This is a genomic window from Micromonospora sp. NPDC005161, from assembly GCF_053599855.1.
Genome location: NZ_JBSFYQ010000015.1, coordinates 108037 through 123522, shown reverse-complemented (window position 1 = coordinate 123522; position 15486 = coordinate 108037). Strand labels below are relative to the sequence as shown.

At 71.3% G+C, this 15486-nt stretch carries 14 protein-coding genes; 8 read left to right on the top strand and 6 right to left on the bottom strand.

Annotated features, from left to right (window positions below):
* The first annotated feature begins 43 nt into the window (after positions 1 to 43).
* The 4 genes from ACWD5O_RS17035 (at position 44) to ACWD5O_RS17020 (ending at position 4272) form a co-directional block, all read left to right on the top strand.
* Positions 44 to 1051 carry an ABC transporter permease gene (locus tag ACWD5O_RS17035; protein WP_354963358.1) on the top strand — a complete coding sequence of 336 codons (1008 nt, stop codon included), beginning with the start codon at positions 44 to 46 and terminating at the stop codon, positions 1049 to 1051.
* A gap of 65 nt (positions 1052 to 1116) precedes the next feature.
* A complete protein-coding gene (locus tag ACWD5O_RS17030; protein ID WP_354963657.1) occupies positions 1117 to 2076 on the top strand; it encodes an ABC transporter permease in 960 nt (319 codons plus the stop codon).
* A gap of 112 nt (positions 2077 to 2188) precedes the next feature.
* A complete protein-coding gene (locus ACWD5O_RS17025; protein ID WP_354963359.1) occupies positions 2189 to 3175 on the top strand; it encodes an ABC transporter ATP-binding protein in 987 nt (328 codons plus the stop codon).
* Positions 3172 to 4272 carry an ABC transporter ATP-binding protein gene (locus ACWD5O_RS17020; protein ID WP_354963360.1) on the top strand — a complete coding sequence of 367 codons (1101 nt, stop codon included), beginning with the start codon at positions 3172 to 3174 and terminating at the stop codon, positions 4270 to 4272. Before ACWD5O_RS17025 ends, ACWD5O_RS17020 begins: the two co-directional genes overlap by 4 nt.
* Before the next feature lie 70 nt (positions 4273 to 4342).
* On the opposite strand, the gene ACWD5O_RS17015 is transcribed toward ACWD5O_RS17020, so the two are convergent.
* Both ACWD5O_RS17015 and ACWD5O_RS17010 read right to left on the bottom strand, forming a co-directional pair.
* Positions 4343 to 4834, bottom strand: a complete 492-nt coding sequence (locus ACWD5O_RS17015; RefSeq protein ID WP_354963361.1) for a hypothetical protein — start codon at positions 4832 to 4834, stop codon at positions 4343 to 4345.
* Positions 4816 to 5472, bottom strand: coding sequence for an HNH endonuclease family protein (locus ACWD5O_RS17010; RefSeq protein ID WP_354963362.1), 657 nt, complete (start codon positions 5470 to 5472; stop codon positions 4816 to 4818). The genes ACWD5O_RS17015 and ACWD5O_RS17010 overlap by 19 nt, the downstream gene beginning before the upstream one ends.
* 107 nt (positions 5473 to 5579) lie before the next feature.
* On the opposite strand from ACWD5O_RS17010, the gene ACWD5O_RS17005 reads away from it, so the two are divergent.
* Entirely contained in the window at positions 5580 to 7073 is a 1494-nt protein-coding gene (locus tag ACWD5O_RS17005; RefSeq protein ID WP_354963363.1) for an MFS transporter, read from the top strand.
* 72 nt (positions 7074 to 7145) lie between these two features.
* Here ACWD5O_RS17005 and leuA read toward each other — a convergent pair whose 3' ends face one another.
* Together leuA and ACWD5O_RS16995 are read right to left on the bottom strand one after the other, a co-directional pair.
* Complete coding sequence (gene leuA / locus ACWD5O_RS17000) at positions 7146 to 8897, bottom strand: 2-isopropylmalate synthase (protein WP_354963364.1); 1752 nt, start codon at positions 8895 to 8897, stop codon at positions 7146 to 7148.
* A gap of 237 nt (positions 8898 to 9134) precedes the next feature.
* Positions 9135 to 10406, bottom strand: a complete 1272-nt coding sequence (locus tag ACWD5O_RS16995; protein WP_354963365.1) for an MFS transporter — start codon at positions 10404 to 10406, stop codon at positions 9135 to 9137.
* A 78-nt stretch (positions 10407 to 10484) separates the two neighbouring features.
* Between ACWD5O_RS16995 and ACWD5O_RS16990 the strand changes: the two genes are divergently transcribed.
* Entirely contained in the window at positions 10485 to 11471 is a 987-nt protein-coding gene (locus tag ACWD5O_RS16990) for an ArsR/SmtB family transcription factor (RefSeq protein ID WP_354963366.1), read from the top strand.
* A gap of 5 nt (positions 11472 to 11476) precedes the next feature.
* On the opposite strand, the gene ACWD5O_RS16985 is transcribed toward ACWD5O_RS16990, so the two are convergent.
* Both ACWD5O_RS16985 and ACWD5O_RS16980 read right to left on the bottom strand, forming a co-directional pair.
* Positions 11477 to 12007, bottom strand: a complete 531-nt coding sequence (locus tag ACWD5O_RS16985; protein WP_354963367.1) for a nitroreductase family protein — start codon at positions 12005 to 12007, stop codon at positions 11477 to 11479.
* A gap of 84 nt (positions 12008 to 12091) precedes the next feature.
* Positions 12092 to 12877 (bottom strand): hypothetical protein, encoded by a 786-nt coding sequence (locus ACWD5O_RS16980; protein ID WP_354963368.1) that lies wholly within the window; start codon positions 12875 to 12877, stop codon positions 12092 to 12094.
* A 268-nt stretch (positions 12878 to 13145) separates the two neighbouring features.
* Between ACWD5O_RS16980 and ACWD5O_RS16975 the strand changes: the two genes are divergently transcribed.
* A complete protein-coding gene (locus tag ACWD5O_RS16975; RefSeq protein WP_354963369.1) occupies positions 13146 to 14411 on the top strand; it encodes an aspartate kinase in 1266 nt (421 codons plus the stop codon).
* A gap of 5 nt (positions 14412 to 14416) precedes the next feature.
* The gene (locus tag ACWD5O_RS16970; RefSeq protein ID WP_354963370.1) at positions 14417 to 15475 is read left to right on the top strand and encodes an aspartate-semialdehyde dehydrogenase; all 1059 of its coding nucleotides are present in this window, start codon (positions 14417 to 14419) and stop codon (positions 15473 to 15475) included.
* Positions 15476 to 15486 lie beyond the last annotated feature (11 nt).

Here is a 15486-nt window from a genome sequence, read left to right as displayed (position 1 = left end):
TCCGGGCCGATTCCGCGATCATCGAGAGTCTGGTGTGTGAGAGATGTTGCGAGTCATAGTCCGCCGCCTGCTACAGCTGGTGGTGACGCTGATAGCGCTGTCGGCGCTGATCTTCATCTGGCTGCGGAATCTGCCCGGCGGCCCGGTGGAGGCGCTCCTCGGCGAGCGGGGCACGCCCGAACGCCGCGCCCTGCTGACCAAGGCCCTCGGCTACGACCAGCCGGTCCTGGTGCAGTACGGCAAGTTCATGCAGCGGGTCGTCACCGGCGACTTCGGCAACTCGATCCGGACCGGTGACCCGGTCACCGAGGTCATCAGCCGTGCGTTCCCGGCCACGATCGAGCTGGCTCTCGCCGCGATGATCATCGCGGTCGGCCTCGGGGTGCCGCTCGGCTACCTCGCTGCCCGCTGGCGGGGACGTTCCCTGGACAATCTCACCATTGCCGGCACCCTGCTCGGCATCTCGATCCCGATCTTCTTCCTGGGTTACCTGCTCAAGGATGTCTTCACGCAGAACATCCACTGGTTCCCGCCGTCCGGACGGCTCACCACGGGTCTGGACAACACCAACGTCACCGGCTTCTTCGTGCTCGACGGCCTGCTCACCCGGGAGTTCGACGCGAGCGCCGACGCGCTGTGGCACCTGATCCTGCCGGCGATCACGCTCGCCACGATCCCGCTCGCGGTGATCGTGCGGATCACCCGTGCCAGCGTGCTGGACGTGCTCAACGAGGACTACGTGCGGACCGCCGAGGCGAAGGGCCTGCGGCACCGCACCATCCGCGGCCGGCACATCCTGCGCAACGCGCTGCTGCCGGTGGTCACCACCATCGGCCTGCAGACCGGTGCGCTGCTCTCCGGCGCGGTGCTCACCGAGAAGGTCTACAACTGGGGCGGCCTCGGCACGCTGATCACCGACTCGATCAGCGGCGGCCGGGACTATCCGGTGCTCCAGGCGATCATCCTGCTCGCCGCGATGGTCTTCGTGGTGGTCAACCTGCTGGTCGACCTCTCCTACGCCTTCATCGACCCGAGGGTGCGTGTGCGATGAGTGACCCGATCACCCAGGCCGGCACGCCGGCTCCCCGCAGTGGGGACGACAAGCCACGCCCCGGCATGAGCGAGCGCAGCATCGGCCTGCTCGGCGACCGCAAGAAGGCCCGCCTGGATGAGCTGGCCCAGGCGAGCGCGGCCGACCGGGGCGGAATCAGCCTCGTCCGCGATGCCGTGCGCCGGCTGCGACGCAACCCGGTGGCGATCGTCGGAGCCAGCATCGTGGGTCTGTTCGTCCTGGTGGCGATCTTCGCTCCGCTGATCGCCCCACACGACCCGGTGCAGCGCTTCGACGAGCTGACCAGGAACCTCACCGTGGATTCCATCCCGGGCGCCAGCGGCGAGTTCCCGTTCGGCTCCGACCCGCTCGGCCGGGACTTCCTGTCCCGGATGATCTACGGTGCCCGGCAGACGCTCTTCGTCGGCGTCCTCGCCACCCTCATCGGTCTCGCGCTCGGCGTGCTGCTCGGCGCGATGGCCGGTGCCTTCGGCGGTTGGGTCGACGTGGTCCTGATGCGGCTGACCGACGTGATGCTGGCCCTGCCCAGCCTGCTGCTCGCGATCACCCTGGTCGCGATGGCCAGCCGGTCGAGCCAGTGGACGGTCATCTTCGCGGTGGCCATCGTGAACGTGCCGATCTTCGCCCGACTGCTGCGCGGCGCGATGCTGGCCCAGCGGGAGAGCGACCACGTGCTCGCCGCCCGCGCGCTCGGCGTCAAGCAGCGCAACATCGTGCTGCGGCACATGCTGCCCAACTCGCTGACCGCGGTGATCGTGCAGGCCACCCTGACCTTCGCGGTGGCCATCCTGGACGCCGCGGCGCTCTCCTTCCTGGGCCTCGGTGACCCGGACATCAACCGGGCCGAGTGGGGCCTGATGCTCGGCGTGGACGGTCAGCGCTACTTCGAGGTCCGCCCGGAGCTGGCGTACTACCCGGCGCTCGCGATCATCGTGGTCGCGCTCGGCTTCACCCTGCTGGGCGAGGCGATGCGCGAGGCGATCGACCCGAAGAACCGGCGGTGACGGCGGTGCGAGTGAACAGCACGACCAACGAGCGCCAGTGGCGAGCGCGAGGAGTGAGCTTGCGGGACCCGCAGTCGCGAGCGCCGCGCCAGTGCAGTGAGGAAGTGACCCGATGAGCCTGCTCGACGTCCGTGACCTGAGCGTGGTGTTCCAGCGACGCGGCGAGCGGCCCTTCACCGCCGTCGACAAGGTCAGCTTCACCGTGGAGCCGGGCCAGACCGTCGGCCTGGTCGGCGAATCCGGCTGTGGCAAGAGCGTGACCAGCCTGGCGATCATGGGCCTGCTGCCCAAGCGGGGCAACAAGGTCACCGGGGAGGTGCTCTTCGAGGGCGCCGACCTGCTGAAGCTGCGGCCGGACGACATGCGCGACCGGCGCGGCCGGGAGATCAGCATGATCTTCCAGGACCCACTGTCGTCGTTGAACCCGGTCATCCCGATCGGGATCCAGGTCGCCGAGGTGCTGGAGCGCCACCAGGGTCGGGACCGCAAGCAGGCGTTGCGGGAGGCGCGGGAGCTGCTCGACGCGGTCGGGATTCCGGATCCGCAGCGGCGGCTCAGCGAGTACCCGCACCAGATCTCCGGCGGGATGCGCCAGCGCGCGTTGATCGCCATCGCGTTGGCCTGCAAGCCTCGGCTGCTGATCGCCGACGAGCCGACCACCGCGCTCGACGTGACCATCCAGGCGCAGATCCTCACCCTGCTCAAGCAGCTGGTCGATGAGACCGGCACCGCGCTCGTCATGATCACGCACGATCTGGGCGTGGTGGCCGGCCTCTGCGACACGGTCAACGTGCTCTACGGCGGCAAGGTGGTCGAGCGGGCACGACGGCACGAGCTGTTCGCGCACGCCCGGCACCCGTACACGCACGGGCTGCTCAACTCGGTGCCCCGGCTCGACTCACCGCGTGGTGAGCGGCTCCACGCGATCCGCGGGTCGGTCTCCGACAACATCCCGTGGGCCGAGGGGTGCGCCTTCGCGCCGCGCTGCGACAACGTCGTGGACGCGTGCCTGGAAGGGCCTCCGCCGCTCGAACCCACCGCCACCGGCGGCGACATCCGCTGCAACAACCCCGTCTCCGAGGAGGTGGCGGTCCGATGACCGAACAGACCGGACCTCTGGTCGAACTGCGCGACGTCAAGGTCCACTTCCCGATCAAGAGCGGCCTGCTCTTCGACCGCACCGTCGGGTACGTCTACGCGGTGGACGGCGTCTCGCTGAGCATTCAGGCGGGTGAGACGTACGGCCTGGTCGGCGAGTCGGGCTGCGGCAAGTCGACGCTGGGCCGGGGCCTGCTGCGACTGGTCGAGCCGACCGACGGCGAGATCGTTTTCGACGGCACCGACGTACGTTCGCTCAAGGGCGAGTCGATGCGTCAGGCCCGGCGCCGGATGCAGATGATCTTCCAGGATCCGCTGTCCAGTCTCGACCCCCGCCAGTCGGTGGAATCGCTGCTGGTCGAGGGGCTCAAGGCGCACGGCCTGGCCGGTGACAAGGCCGAGACGAACCGGCGGCTGCGCGAGACGCTGGAGGCGGTCGGCCTGCCCGCGTCGGCGCTGAGCAAGTACCCGCACGAGTTCTCCGGCGGTCAACGCCAGCGAATCGGCATCGCCCGGGCGCTGGTGCTCGACCCGGACCTGATCGTCGCCGACGAGCCCGTCTCCGCACTGGACGTGTCGATCCAGGCCCAGGTGCTCAACCTGCTGGAGGACCTGCAGAACGAGCGCGGCCTGACGTACCTGATCATCGCTCACGACCTGGCGGTGGTCCGGCACATCGCCGACACGGTGGGCGTCATGTACCTCGGCGGGCTGGTGGAGGAGGCGTCCAGCGACGACCTGTACCGCGAGCCGATGCACCCGTACACGCGGGCGCTGATGTCCGCGGTGCCGGTACCGGACCCGGTGGTCGAGGATCGTCGGGAGCGGATCCTCCTCGCCGGCGACCTGCCCTCGCCGACCAACCCGCCGTCGGGCTGCCGGTTCCACACCCGGTGCCCGTGGGCGCAGCCGACCCGCTGCGCGGACGAGCGGCCGGCTCTACGCGACGTGGTCGGCGGGCACCGGGTGGCCTGCCACTTCGCCGAGGACATCGCCGCCGGCCGGATCCGGCCGCACGAGGTCGAGGTGGAGCTGGTCCGCCCGACCGAGGGCACCGGCCCGGTCGACCCGCCGGGCGAGCTGATCCCGACCCCGTGACGCAGCCAGGGGCCGTCCTGTCACAGGACGGCCCCTGGGCACTGCGGCCTGGCGTGCCCCGGCGTGGGGCTCAGCCCTCCGGACGGTGCAGCAGGGCCACCGCGACGCCGTGCACCGCGTCGAGACCCGCCGGGTCGGGCAGCGGCACCGAGCCGCCGGTCACCGCGTACCACTCGTCCGCGTCCTTGTACTGCACGTTCAGCGTGACCCGGCCGTCGGCGTAGCTGGTGCGCAGTGTCAGCTCCCCGGTCACCACACCCACCTCGTCGGTCATCACTCCGCCCGGCCCGGGGACGATGTCCGCGGTACGCGTGGCGCCGCTGGCCGCGTCCGCATCCATGCCGGCGCCCGGCGTCGCGGTGTCGGGCGGGTTGGGGCCGTCCGCGTTCATCCCCGCACCGGGCACCGTGCCGGCGGTGCCGGTGCTGCCGTCCACGGTCATGCCCGCGGTCGCCGGTCCGGCCGGCGCGCTGCCGGCCGCAGCCGCGTCGTCGCCGCCCGCGTCCGGCGTCTGCTCCGGGGCGGGGGTTCCCCCAGCGCCCGTCACGGCTTGTTCGCCCATGTGCAGCCCTCCAACATCTCGGTCAGGGCGGTCTTCTCGGCGCTGGTCACCGTCAGCCGCCAGTGGTGCTTGACCGTCACCCAGCTCTCGGCGTACTGGCACCAGTACGACCGGTTCGCCGGTTTCCACTGGGACGGGTCCTGGTCACCCTTTGCCCGGTTGGAGGACGCGGAAACCGCGAGGAGCTGAGGCCGCGTCGTGTCGTTGGCGAAATCGCCGCGCTTCGCGTCGTTCCACTCGTCGGCACCCGAACGCCACGCGTTGGCCAGCGGCACCATGTGGTCGATGTCCACGTCGGAGGGATCGGTGGCGCTGCGACCGTCGTACACGCTCTCCCAGCGCCCGCCGACCACATTGCAGCCGGAGAGCTTCACGTCCTTGCCGTCGCGCTGCAGGATGGTGTCCCGCACGTCGCAGTTCTTGCCGGTGTTCCGCCAGTGCGGGAAGTGCTCACGGCTGTAGCCCTTCATCGAGCCGGCGCTGGCGACCGTCAGCTGGCCCAACTGCTCAACGGCGTTGCTGCCGCCACCCGGTGGCGCGGTGTCCGGCTCATCGGGCGGGACGCAACCGGCCACGCCGAGCGCCAGCGACGCGACGAGCGCGGCCACCGCCGCGCGCGGTCCTGATCTGGTACGCACAGACGACACCTCTCCAGCTTGCGGTCTCCCGGCGATTGCGCACAGTACCCGGGGATGGTTTCGGCGTTTCGTGGCGTCTCCCACATGCTGCAAGGCAGATTGGTGGGATGACCGCACCCGTACCGGCGCCGGCACTGCGGATGGGGACCGCCGCCGGCCGGGGGACCCTGCTCGCCACCGTGCTCGCCTCCGGCATGGTCTTCCTGGACAGCACGGTCGTCAACGTGGCGCTGCCGAAGCTCGGCCAGGACCTCGGCGCAAACGTGGCGGATCTGCAATGGACCGTCAACGGCTACCTGCTGATGCTGGCGGCGTTCGTGCTGCTCGGCGGCGCGCTCGGGGACCGCTTCGGCCGGCGACGGGTCTTCCTGACCGGGGTGGTCTGGTTCACCGCCGCCTCGGTGCTCTGTGGGCTTGCCCAGGGCACCAGCTGGCTGATCGCGGCCCGGTTCCTCCAGGGCGCCGGCGGGGCCCTGCTCACCCCCGGATCGCTGTCGGTGCTCCAGGCCAGCTTCCACCCGGACGACCGGGGTCGGGCGATCGGCGCCTGGGCCGGGCTGTCCGGCGTGTCCACCGCACTGGGTCCGTTCATCGGCGGCTGGTTGATCGACACGCTGTCCTGGCGGTGGATCTTCTTCCTCAACCTGCCGATCGCCGTGCTGGTACTGCTGGCGGCCCTGCGCTGGGTGCCGGAGAGCCGGGACGAGAAAGCATCCCGGACCGTGGGACCGGGCCGGACCCGACGCCGGTTCGACGTGGCCGGGGCGCTGCTCGGCGCGCTCGCGCTCGCCGGCGTCACGTACGCCCTGATCGACGCGCCGGCGCGCGGCTTCGACTCGGCCGTGGTGGTGGTCGCGGCACTGGTCGGTGTGCTAGCCGCGGTGGCCTTCGTGCTGCTGGAACGGCGGCGCGCAGACACCGCGATGCTGCCCACCGGGCTGTTCAGCAGCCGGCTCTTCTCGGTGCTGAACATCTTCACCGTGGTGGTCTACGCCGCGCTCAGCGGCTTCACCTTTTTCTTCGCCGTCTACCTGCAGAACGTGGTCGAGTGGTCGGCCTTCCGCACCGGGATCGCGCTGCTGCCGATGACGGTGCTGCTGCTGATCGGCTCCGCCCGGGCCGGCGCGCTGTCGGCGCGGATCGGCCCGCGGCTGCCGCTGGCCGTCGGACCGGCGGTGGCGGCCGTCGGTCTGCTGTTGCTGCGCGGCGTCGGCCCGGGCGCGTCGTACTGGCGGGACGTGCTGCCCGGGGTGCTGCTCTTCGGTCTCGGGCTGACCCTGGTGGTGGCGCCGTTGACCGCGTCGGTGCTGGCCGCCCTGGAGGACCGGTTCTCCGGGGTGGCCAGCGGTTTCAACAACGCCGCGTCCCGGGCGGGCGGCCTGCTCGCGGTGGCCGCGCTGCCGCTGCTGGTCGGCCTCTCCGGCGGCGGGTACGAGCAGAAGGCCGACCTGACGCACGCGTTCCGGGGCGCGATGACCTGGTGCGCCGGCCTGCTGCTGACCGGCGCGGTGCTGGCCCTCGTCCTGGTCCACCGGCCGCCCCGCGCGGCCCCGCCGTCGCAGCCCTGCCACTCGCTGCCCGCCGCCACACCCCCGAAGTAAGGAAGGGCCCCTTATTAACGCCAGGCGTTAATAAGGGGCCCTTCCTTACACTTCGACGTCCGGAGGGTGCGTTCAGCCGCGGGCGCGGTTGACGGCGCTGGTGACCGCCTTGATCGAGGCGGTGACGATGTTGGCGTCGGTGCCCACGCCCCAGACCGCCCGGCCGTCCACCTCGCACTCCACGTACGCGGCGGCCTGCGCGTCCCCGCCGGAGGAGAGCGCGTGCTCGTGGTAGTCGAGCACCCGGACGCCCACCCCGACCGACTGGAGCGCGTTGACGTACGCGTCGATCGGGCCGTTGCCGACCGCGGCGAGCGAACGCTGCTCGGCGCCCACGCCGACCTGAGCCTCGATCTCGACCTTGCCGTCGGTGGTGCTGATCGTGTAGCCGGCCAGGCGTACGGCCGGGTCGGGCTGGTGGTCGAGCAGGTAGTGCGTCGCGAAGATCTCCCACATGGCGGCCGGGTCGACCTCGCCGCCGTCGTGGTCGGTGACCTGCTGCACCACGCCGGAGAACTCGATCTGGAGCCGGCGGGGCAGGTCCAGCTGGTGCTCGCTCTTCATGATGTACGCGACGCCGCCCTTGCCGGACTGCGAGTTGACCCGGATGACCGCCTCGTAGGTGCGGCCCAGGTCCTTCGGGTCGATCGGCAGGTAGGGGACCGCCCAGGTGTGCTCGTCCACCGGTACGCCGGCAGCCGCCGCGTCGGCGGTGAGGGCGTCGAAGCCCTTCTTGATCGCGTCCTGGTGGGAGCCGGAGAAGGCGGTGTAGACCAGGTCGCCGGCGTACGGGTGGCGTTCGTGCACCGGCAGCTGGTTGCAGTACTCCACGGCCCGCCGGACCTCGTCGATGTTCGAGAAGTCGATCATCGGGTCGATGCCCTGGGAGAAGAGGTTGAGCCCCAGCGTCACCAGGTCCACGTTGCCGGTGCGCTCGCCGTTGCCGAACAGGCAGCCCTCGATCCGGTCCGCGCCGGCGAGCAGGCCCAGCTCGGCGGCGGCCACGCCGGTGCCCCGGTCGTTGTGCGGGTGCAGGCTGAGCACCAGGCTGTCCCGGCGCGGCAGGTGCCGGTGCATCCACTCGATCGAGTCGGCGTACACGTTCGGCGTCGCCATCTCGACGGTGGCCGGCAGGTTGATGATCAGCTTCCGGTCGGGCGTCGGGTCGATCACGTCGATGACCCGGGCGCAGACCTCCACCGCGTACTCCAGCTCGGTGCCCGTGTACGACTCCGGCGAGTACTCGTAGTGGATGTCCGTGTCCGGGGTGTGGATTTCGGCGTACTTCTGGCAGAGCCGGGCGCCGGAGGTGGCGATGTCGGTGATGCCGTCCCGGTCCAGGCCGAAGACCACCCGACGCTGGAGGGTGGAGGTCGAGTTGTAGAAGTGCACGATCGCCCGCTTCGCACCGCGCAGCGACTCGAACGTGCGCTCGATCAGGTGCTCCCGGCACTGGGTGAGCACCTGGATGGTGACGTCGTCCGGGATCATGTCCTGCTCGATGAGCTGCCGGACGAAGTCGAAGTCGGTCTGGCTGGCCGACGGGAAGCCGACCTCGATCTCCTTGTAGCCCATCTGGACCAGCAGCTGGAACATCCGGCGCTTGCGCTCGGGCGACATCGGGTCGATCAGGGCCTGGTTGCCGTCCCGCAGGTCCACGGCGCACCAGCGCGGCGCGGCGTCGACGTGCCGGGTGGGCCAGGTGCGGTCCGGCAGGTCGACCCGGAACTGCTCGCGGTAGGGCTGGTAGCGGTGGTACGGCATCCGGCTCGGGCTTTGCCGGGCGATCGGATCGGTCTCAGCGTCGGTGACAGGTTGAGCCATCTCAGAGTGCTCCCTGGAACATGTGGCGTCAGCAGATCGGAAGGTGTCGGCGAGATGCCGGGCGACGGTGCGCGGCGGTGCCGAGAAGAAGTTCGGATGTGCTGGACGGCGCGATGCGACTCCGCGACGAGGTGCCGGCCGGTCAGGCCTCGTCGCGGCGGCTAAGGAGGAGAAGCGCCCGCCACATGACCAAGTAACCGTACGTGATGCGGCGAGGAGCGGGAAGGTAGGTCCGGATTATGGGACCGGGGTCATGACCTGCTCGGGGGCCACGGCACTCAGTCGCGGCGTCCGTTCGGCCCAGCCCACCACGGGTACGATCGCCAGCCCGACCAGCGCGAAGATCGCTGCCGCCGGTATCCAGCCCCACCCGCCGGTCGTCACCCCGAGCGCGGTCAACCCCGCCGGCGCGATCAGGTACTGCACCTGCGTGCCGAGCCGGAACGCCCCCACGTACGCGCCGCGCTGTGCGGCCGGCGGCAGGGTGGCGGTGAGCCCCCAGGTGCCCGCCGACTCGATCAGCTCGGCCAGGATCAGTAGCGTCGCGGCCGACACCAATACGACCAGGGTGAGCGCGCCCCGGGTCACCCCGGAGATCGGCAGGACCAGACAGAACAGGGCTATCAGTAGGGCACCCCGGCGGGAGGCCCGGGCCGCGCCCGGCGCAGTGTCGGCGTCCCGGCTGGCGCGTACCTGGAGCAGCACGATCAGGACCGTGTTGAGCAGGACCAGCCCGGCGATCACCGTCTTCGGGGCGTCGGTGTGGGTGAGGATCCAGAGCGGCAGCACCGTCAGGTAGAGCGTCTGGTGCGCGGTGAGCAGCCCGGAGAGCAGGGACACCGCCATGAACGGGCGGTCCCGGAGCACGGCGAGCCGGCCCATCGGCTCCACCGGCCGAGTCGTCTGGGGCAGCCGGGGCAGTCGCCGTACGAAGAGAGCTGTCACCAGGAACACCGCCGCGATGAACCAGACCATCCCCCGGTACGTCGCCATCGTGTCCACCGCCAGCACCAGGCCGCTGATCACCGCACCCAGCCCGAATCCGACGTTCAGCGACGAGCGCTGGTACGCCATCGCGGTGACCCGTTCGGCCGGGGGGAGTGCGTTGATCGAGTAAACCTGCCGGGCCACCCCGGTCGCGGCGTCCACGGCGGCCAGCGCCATCACCACGGCGAGAAAACCGGCGAAGCCGCCCACGAACGGGTAGGTCGCGAAGAGCGCCGCGTCCAGCACCAGCCCGAAAATCCAGACCCGCTGCGGTCCGTACCTGTCGGTGAGTCCGCCCAGCGGCACCGTACCCAGCAGCGACACCCCCGCCGCGATGGACAGCCCCAGCCCGACCTGGGCGGCGCTGAGCCCGAGCGCCCGGGTGAAGAAGACGGCGCTGCCGGCCTGGAACAGGCCGCCGCCGACGGCGCCGACCATGGCCTGCACCGCCAGGGCGCGGGTCAGCCCAGCCGGCGGTACGACGTTTCGGACGGCGGTGCGGATGGTGTCTCTGGCCCCCATGACCGGTGAGTGAAGCGTGCCCCCACGGGCCCGGTCGAGTCTTTTAGGCTGGACCGAATCCTGAGCCCGGGGGTGCGTGTGTCCGAGTTGCGGTTCAGCCTGGCCGACGTCGCGGGAGTGCGGCTCGCCGTGTCGCCGGCCAACGAGACGGTCATGAGCATGTGGGCACTGGCCAGCCCGGTCCGCTACGCGGTGCACCTGCCCTGGATCGACCGGGCCCGGGTGACGTTGCGTCGTCCAGAGGTGGCCCGCCGGGTCCGACCGCTGGTGGAGCTGACCCGGCCGCGTTGCTGGCTGCCCGACTTCCTCACCCCGGCGGCCCGGCCGAACATGGAGATGGCCGAGCAACTCGACCAGATCGCGGCGACGCCGCCGGACGTGGTGGTCCGGGATCTGCTGGCGACCACCCCGAGCCGACCGTTGAGCCCGTTCGGGCGGGCGCTGCTCGCCGATCCTCGTGGGCTGCTGCCGCAGCTCATCGGCGCGGTGCGGGTCTGGTACGACGAGGCGATCGCCCCGGACTGGCTGCGGATGCGCGCGCTGCTCGACGCCGACGTGGCGTACCGCGCCGCTCAGCTCGCCGAAGGCGGTGCCGGTCGGCTGTTCGAGCAGCTCCACCCGAGCCTGCGCTGGCTCGGCGACCGGGTGGTCACCGACGACCCGTTCAAGCGGGACTTCGACCTCCGCGATCGCGGGCTGGCGCTGAATCCGGGCGTGTTCACCGACCGGAGGGTGCTGTGGAACCTGCTGGAGGACTCGGTGCCGGCCGGGGCGTACCCGGTCCGGGCGGTCGGGACGCTCTGGGAGGCGACCGCGACGCCGCCCGGTGACCCGCTGGCACGCGTGGTCGGCCCCGGCCGGGCCGCGCTGCTGCACCTGCTCGACATGGCGACGACCACCACCGACCTGGCCCGACTCACCGGGATGTCCGCCGGAAACGTCTCCCAGCACCTGGCCGCCCTGCACGCCGCCGGCCTGGTCTCCCGGTCCCGACAGGGTCGGCACGTCCTCTATCGCCACACTGATGCCGCGAAGGTCCTGCTCCGGGCCAGCCGCGGCGGGTGACCCGATCAGGCGAGTAACAGGTCGACGACCGGGCGGCGGTGACGCAGGCCGGTCTCCCGCGCGCGCAGGTCGGCCGGGAGAGCGAACGGGTCCCCGAGCCGGCCGACAGCGGCGACCACCAGCGGGCGGACGCCGCCGGGCAGGTCGAGTTCGGTGGCGAGGCCGGTCTTGTCGAAGCGGGTGAGCTGGCGCACGTGCAGGCCGAGGGCGGTTGCCTGCAAAGTCAGGTGGGCCATCGCCTGACCGAGGTCGTATGCCGCCCGCTCGGCGTCGCCGCCGATGTGCGCGCCGACCACCAGGGTCGCGGCGTGCCGGACCCAGCCCTGGTCGCTGTCCGGGAGGTTGATCAGGATCCGTTTCCAGTTGTCGTCGTCCCGGTGGCCGAGGGCGAACCGCCAGGGCTGCCCGTTGTCCGCCGACGGCGCCCAGCGCGCCGCCTCCAGCAGCGAGGCCGCCTCGTCCGGAGTCAGGTCGGCACTCGGGTCGAAGGCCCGAGGGCTCCAGCGGAAAGCGAGCAGCGGGGTCAGGTCAGCCATGTCAAAAATCGTCCTTTACGGGTGATTCGCCACTCAGGGCGGCCTCTCGAAATGTGGTTAAACGCACCCGTAACGGAACGAAGATCAGAGCGTTCCCGCGCCCGGGCTGTCGGACGGGTCGGGCGTTGGCGGAGCCGCGGTGCCGAGCGGCTCCTCGTCCGCCACCGGACCGGCGAGCTGCACGGTGGCCGGAGCCGGACCGGGCGGAGCGGCGAGCTTCAGCGTCCCGGTCGCCGTCCGGACGCCGGTCGGCGTGCCGTCCCGGTCGTAGCAGTAGATGCCGACGTCCAACGGGGCGTTGAGCGAGGCGGAGGTGGAGTCCACCGAGTAGCAGGTGCCGGTGAGGCCCTCGGGCGTGTCGGCCGGGGCGACCGCGAGCGGCGCGCGCCGGTCGGTGAGCACGTCCAGCCAGTCGGTGAGCGGGTGCTGGACCTGCGGGTCCAGCCGACGCGGAAGCGCGTCGTCACGCTCGCCGAGGCGTACGCAGCGCGCCGGCTCCGGCCACCCCGTTGACGGCAGGGCGCACTGGAACAGCCCGTCGGCGGTGGCCGCCAGCGAGACGTCGGCGGTGCCCCCCAGCGCGCCACCCGGCACGTCCACCCGCCAACTGCCGTCATTCGCGCTGGTGAACACGATGGTGCGGTCCGGTTGACCGGCCCGGCTGAATGCGTACCGCGCCACCAGGTGGCGGTCCTGGGCGGCAGCTGCGAGCGCGGCCAATTCGTCCCGGGCCGCGTCCACCTCCACCGGCCCGGGATCGATGGGCGGCGGGGGCGAGGGCTGCTCGCTGGTGCAGGCGACCAGGAGCGCCGGCAGGGCGAACAGGAGCGGCCCGAGCACGCGGCCGGCCGAGCGGGTGAGGACGGGCACCGGCCCATTCTGGTGGGTCCCGGCGGCCGGTGGGGGCCGTCGCGTACGCGGCTCGCCCCGGCGTGTCGGGCCGGACCGCGCCCGCGTACCGCCCGAGCCCGCGGACCGGGCCGCCCGCGCCGCCCCCGGCCCGGTCGGGCCGGATGGTGGGATCACCCGACCCGGCGTGGCGGCCCGCCCGATACCCTCAAGGGGTCTGACACGCGCCGCCGGCCCCGGTTCCGGCGGCGTCGGCACGCTCAGGGTCACTGGGAGGGAGTGCACCGTCGTGGCACTCGTGGTGCAGAAGTACGGCGGGTCCTCCGTCGGCAACGCCGAGCGGATCAAGCGGGTGGCCGAGCGCATCGTCGCCGCCCGCAAGGCCGGCGACGACGTGGTGGTGGTGGTCTCCGCGATGGGTGACACCACCGACGAGCTCCTCGATCTGGCCAACCAGGTCAGCCCGCTGCCACCGGGCCGCGAGCTGGACATGCTGCTCACCGCCGGGGAACGGATCTCCATGGCGCTGCTGGCCATGGCCATCCACAACCTGGGGTACGAGGCACGCTCGTTCACCGGCTCGCAGGCTGGCGTGATCACCACTTCGGTGCACGGCCGCGCGCGGATCATCGACGTCACCCCCGGGCGGCTCAAGGGCGCGCTCGACGAGGGCGCGGTGGTCATCGTGGCCGGCTTCCAGGGCGTCTCGCAGGACACCAAGGACGTCACGACGCTGGGCCGAGGCGGTTCCGACACCACGGCCGTCGCGCTCGCCGCCGCGCTGCGCGCCGATGTCTGCGAGATCTACACCGACGTCGACGGCATCTTCACCGCCGACCCGCGGATCGTGCCCAACGCCCGGCACATCCGCCACATCACGTACGAGGAAATGCTGGAACTGGCCGCGTGCGGCGCGAAGGTTCTGCACCTGCGTAGCGTGGAGTACGCCCGGCGGGCGGGGTTGCCGATCCACGTCCGTTCGTCATACTCGACCAACACCGGCACGATGGTCACCGGATCGATGGAGGACCTTTCCGTGGAGCAGGCACTGATCACAGGGGTCGCGCACGACCGCAGCGAGGCCAAGATCACAATCGTCGGGGTGCCCGACGAGCCGGGTGCCGCCGCGCGGATCTTCGACACCGTCGCCGGCGCCGAGATCAACATCGACATGATCGTGCAGAACGTCTCCACCGAGGGCACCGGCCGGACGGACATCTCGTTCACCCTGCCCAAGACCGACGGTCCGACCGCGATGGCCGCGCTCAGCAAGATCCAGGAGCCGGTCAAGTTCAAGGGCCTGCTCTACGACGACCACGTCGGCAAGGTCTCGCTGATCGGCGCCGGCATGCGCTCGCACCCCGGTGTGGCCGCCGGCTTCTTCGCGGCCCTCGGCGCGGCCGGGGTCAACATCGAGATGATCTCCACTTCCGAGATCCGGGTCTCCGTGGTCTGCCGGGACACCGACCTCGACGCCGCCGTCCGCGCCATTCACGACGCGTTCGAGCTGGGCGGCGACACCGAAGCCGTGGTCTACGCGGGGACGGGTAGGTAGCGCCGATGACGGCGCTGCCCACCCTCGCCGTGGTCGGAGCGACCGGTGCCGTCGGCACCGTGATGTGTGAGCTGCTCACCGGGCGTCGCAACGTCTGGGGCGAGATCCGGCTGCTCGCCTCGGAGCGTTCGGTCGGGCGGCGGGTGCGCTGCCGGGGCGAGGAGCTCGTCGTCCAGGCGCTGACCCCGGAGGCGTTCGACGGCGTCGACGTGGCGATGTTCGACGTACCCGACGAGGTCTCCACCGAATGGGCGCCGGTCGCCGTCGCCCGTGGCGCGGTCGTGGTCGACAACTCCGGTGCCTTCCGGATGGACCGGGACGTTCCGCTGGTGGTTCCGGAGATCAACCCGGAGCAGGTCCGCAACCGGCCCCGGGGCATCATCGCGAACGCCAACTGCACCACCCTCGCGATGATCGTCGCGGTCGCCCCGCTGCACCGCGAGTACGGCCTGCGGGAGTTGGTGCTCGCCTCCTACCAGGCGGTGTCCGGGTCCGGTCAGGCCGGCGTGGACATCCTCCACGACCAGCTCGTCAAGGTCGCCGGGGATCGCTCGCTCGGATCCCGCACCGGCGACGTACGGCAGGCGGTCGGCGACGACGTGGGTCCGTTCCCGGCGCCACTGGCGCTCAACGTGGTGCCCTGGGCCGGCTCACCGGCCGACGGCGGCTGGTCGTCCGAGGAGATGAAGATGCGCAACGAGTCGCGCAAGATCCTCGGGCTGCCCGACCTGAAGGTCTCCGCCACCTGCGTCCGGGTGCCGGTGGTGACCGGCCACTCGGTGGCCGTGCACGCGGTCTTCGCCACCGAGGTGGACGCCGAAGGTGCCCGCGAGGCGCTGCGCAACGCCCCCGGGGTGATCCTGGTCGACGACCCCGCCGCCGGTGAGTTCCCGATGCCGATCGACGCCGTCGGCACCGACCCGTCCTGGGTCGGCCGGATCCGCCGCGCCCTCGACGACCCGCGCGCCCTCGACCTCTTCATCACCGGCGACAACCTGCGCAAGGGTTCGGCCCTGAACACCGCCCAGATCGCCGAACTCCTGGCCAAGGAACTGACCGCCTGAGCCGGCCCGTC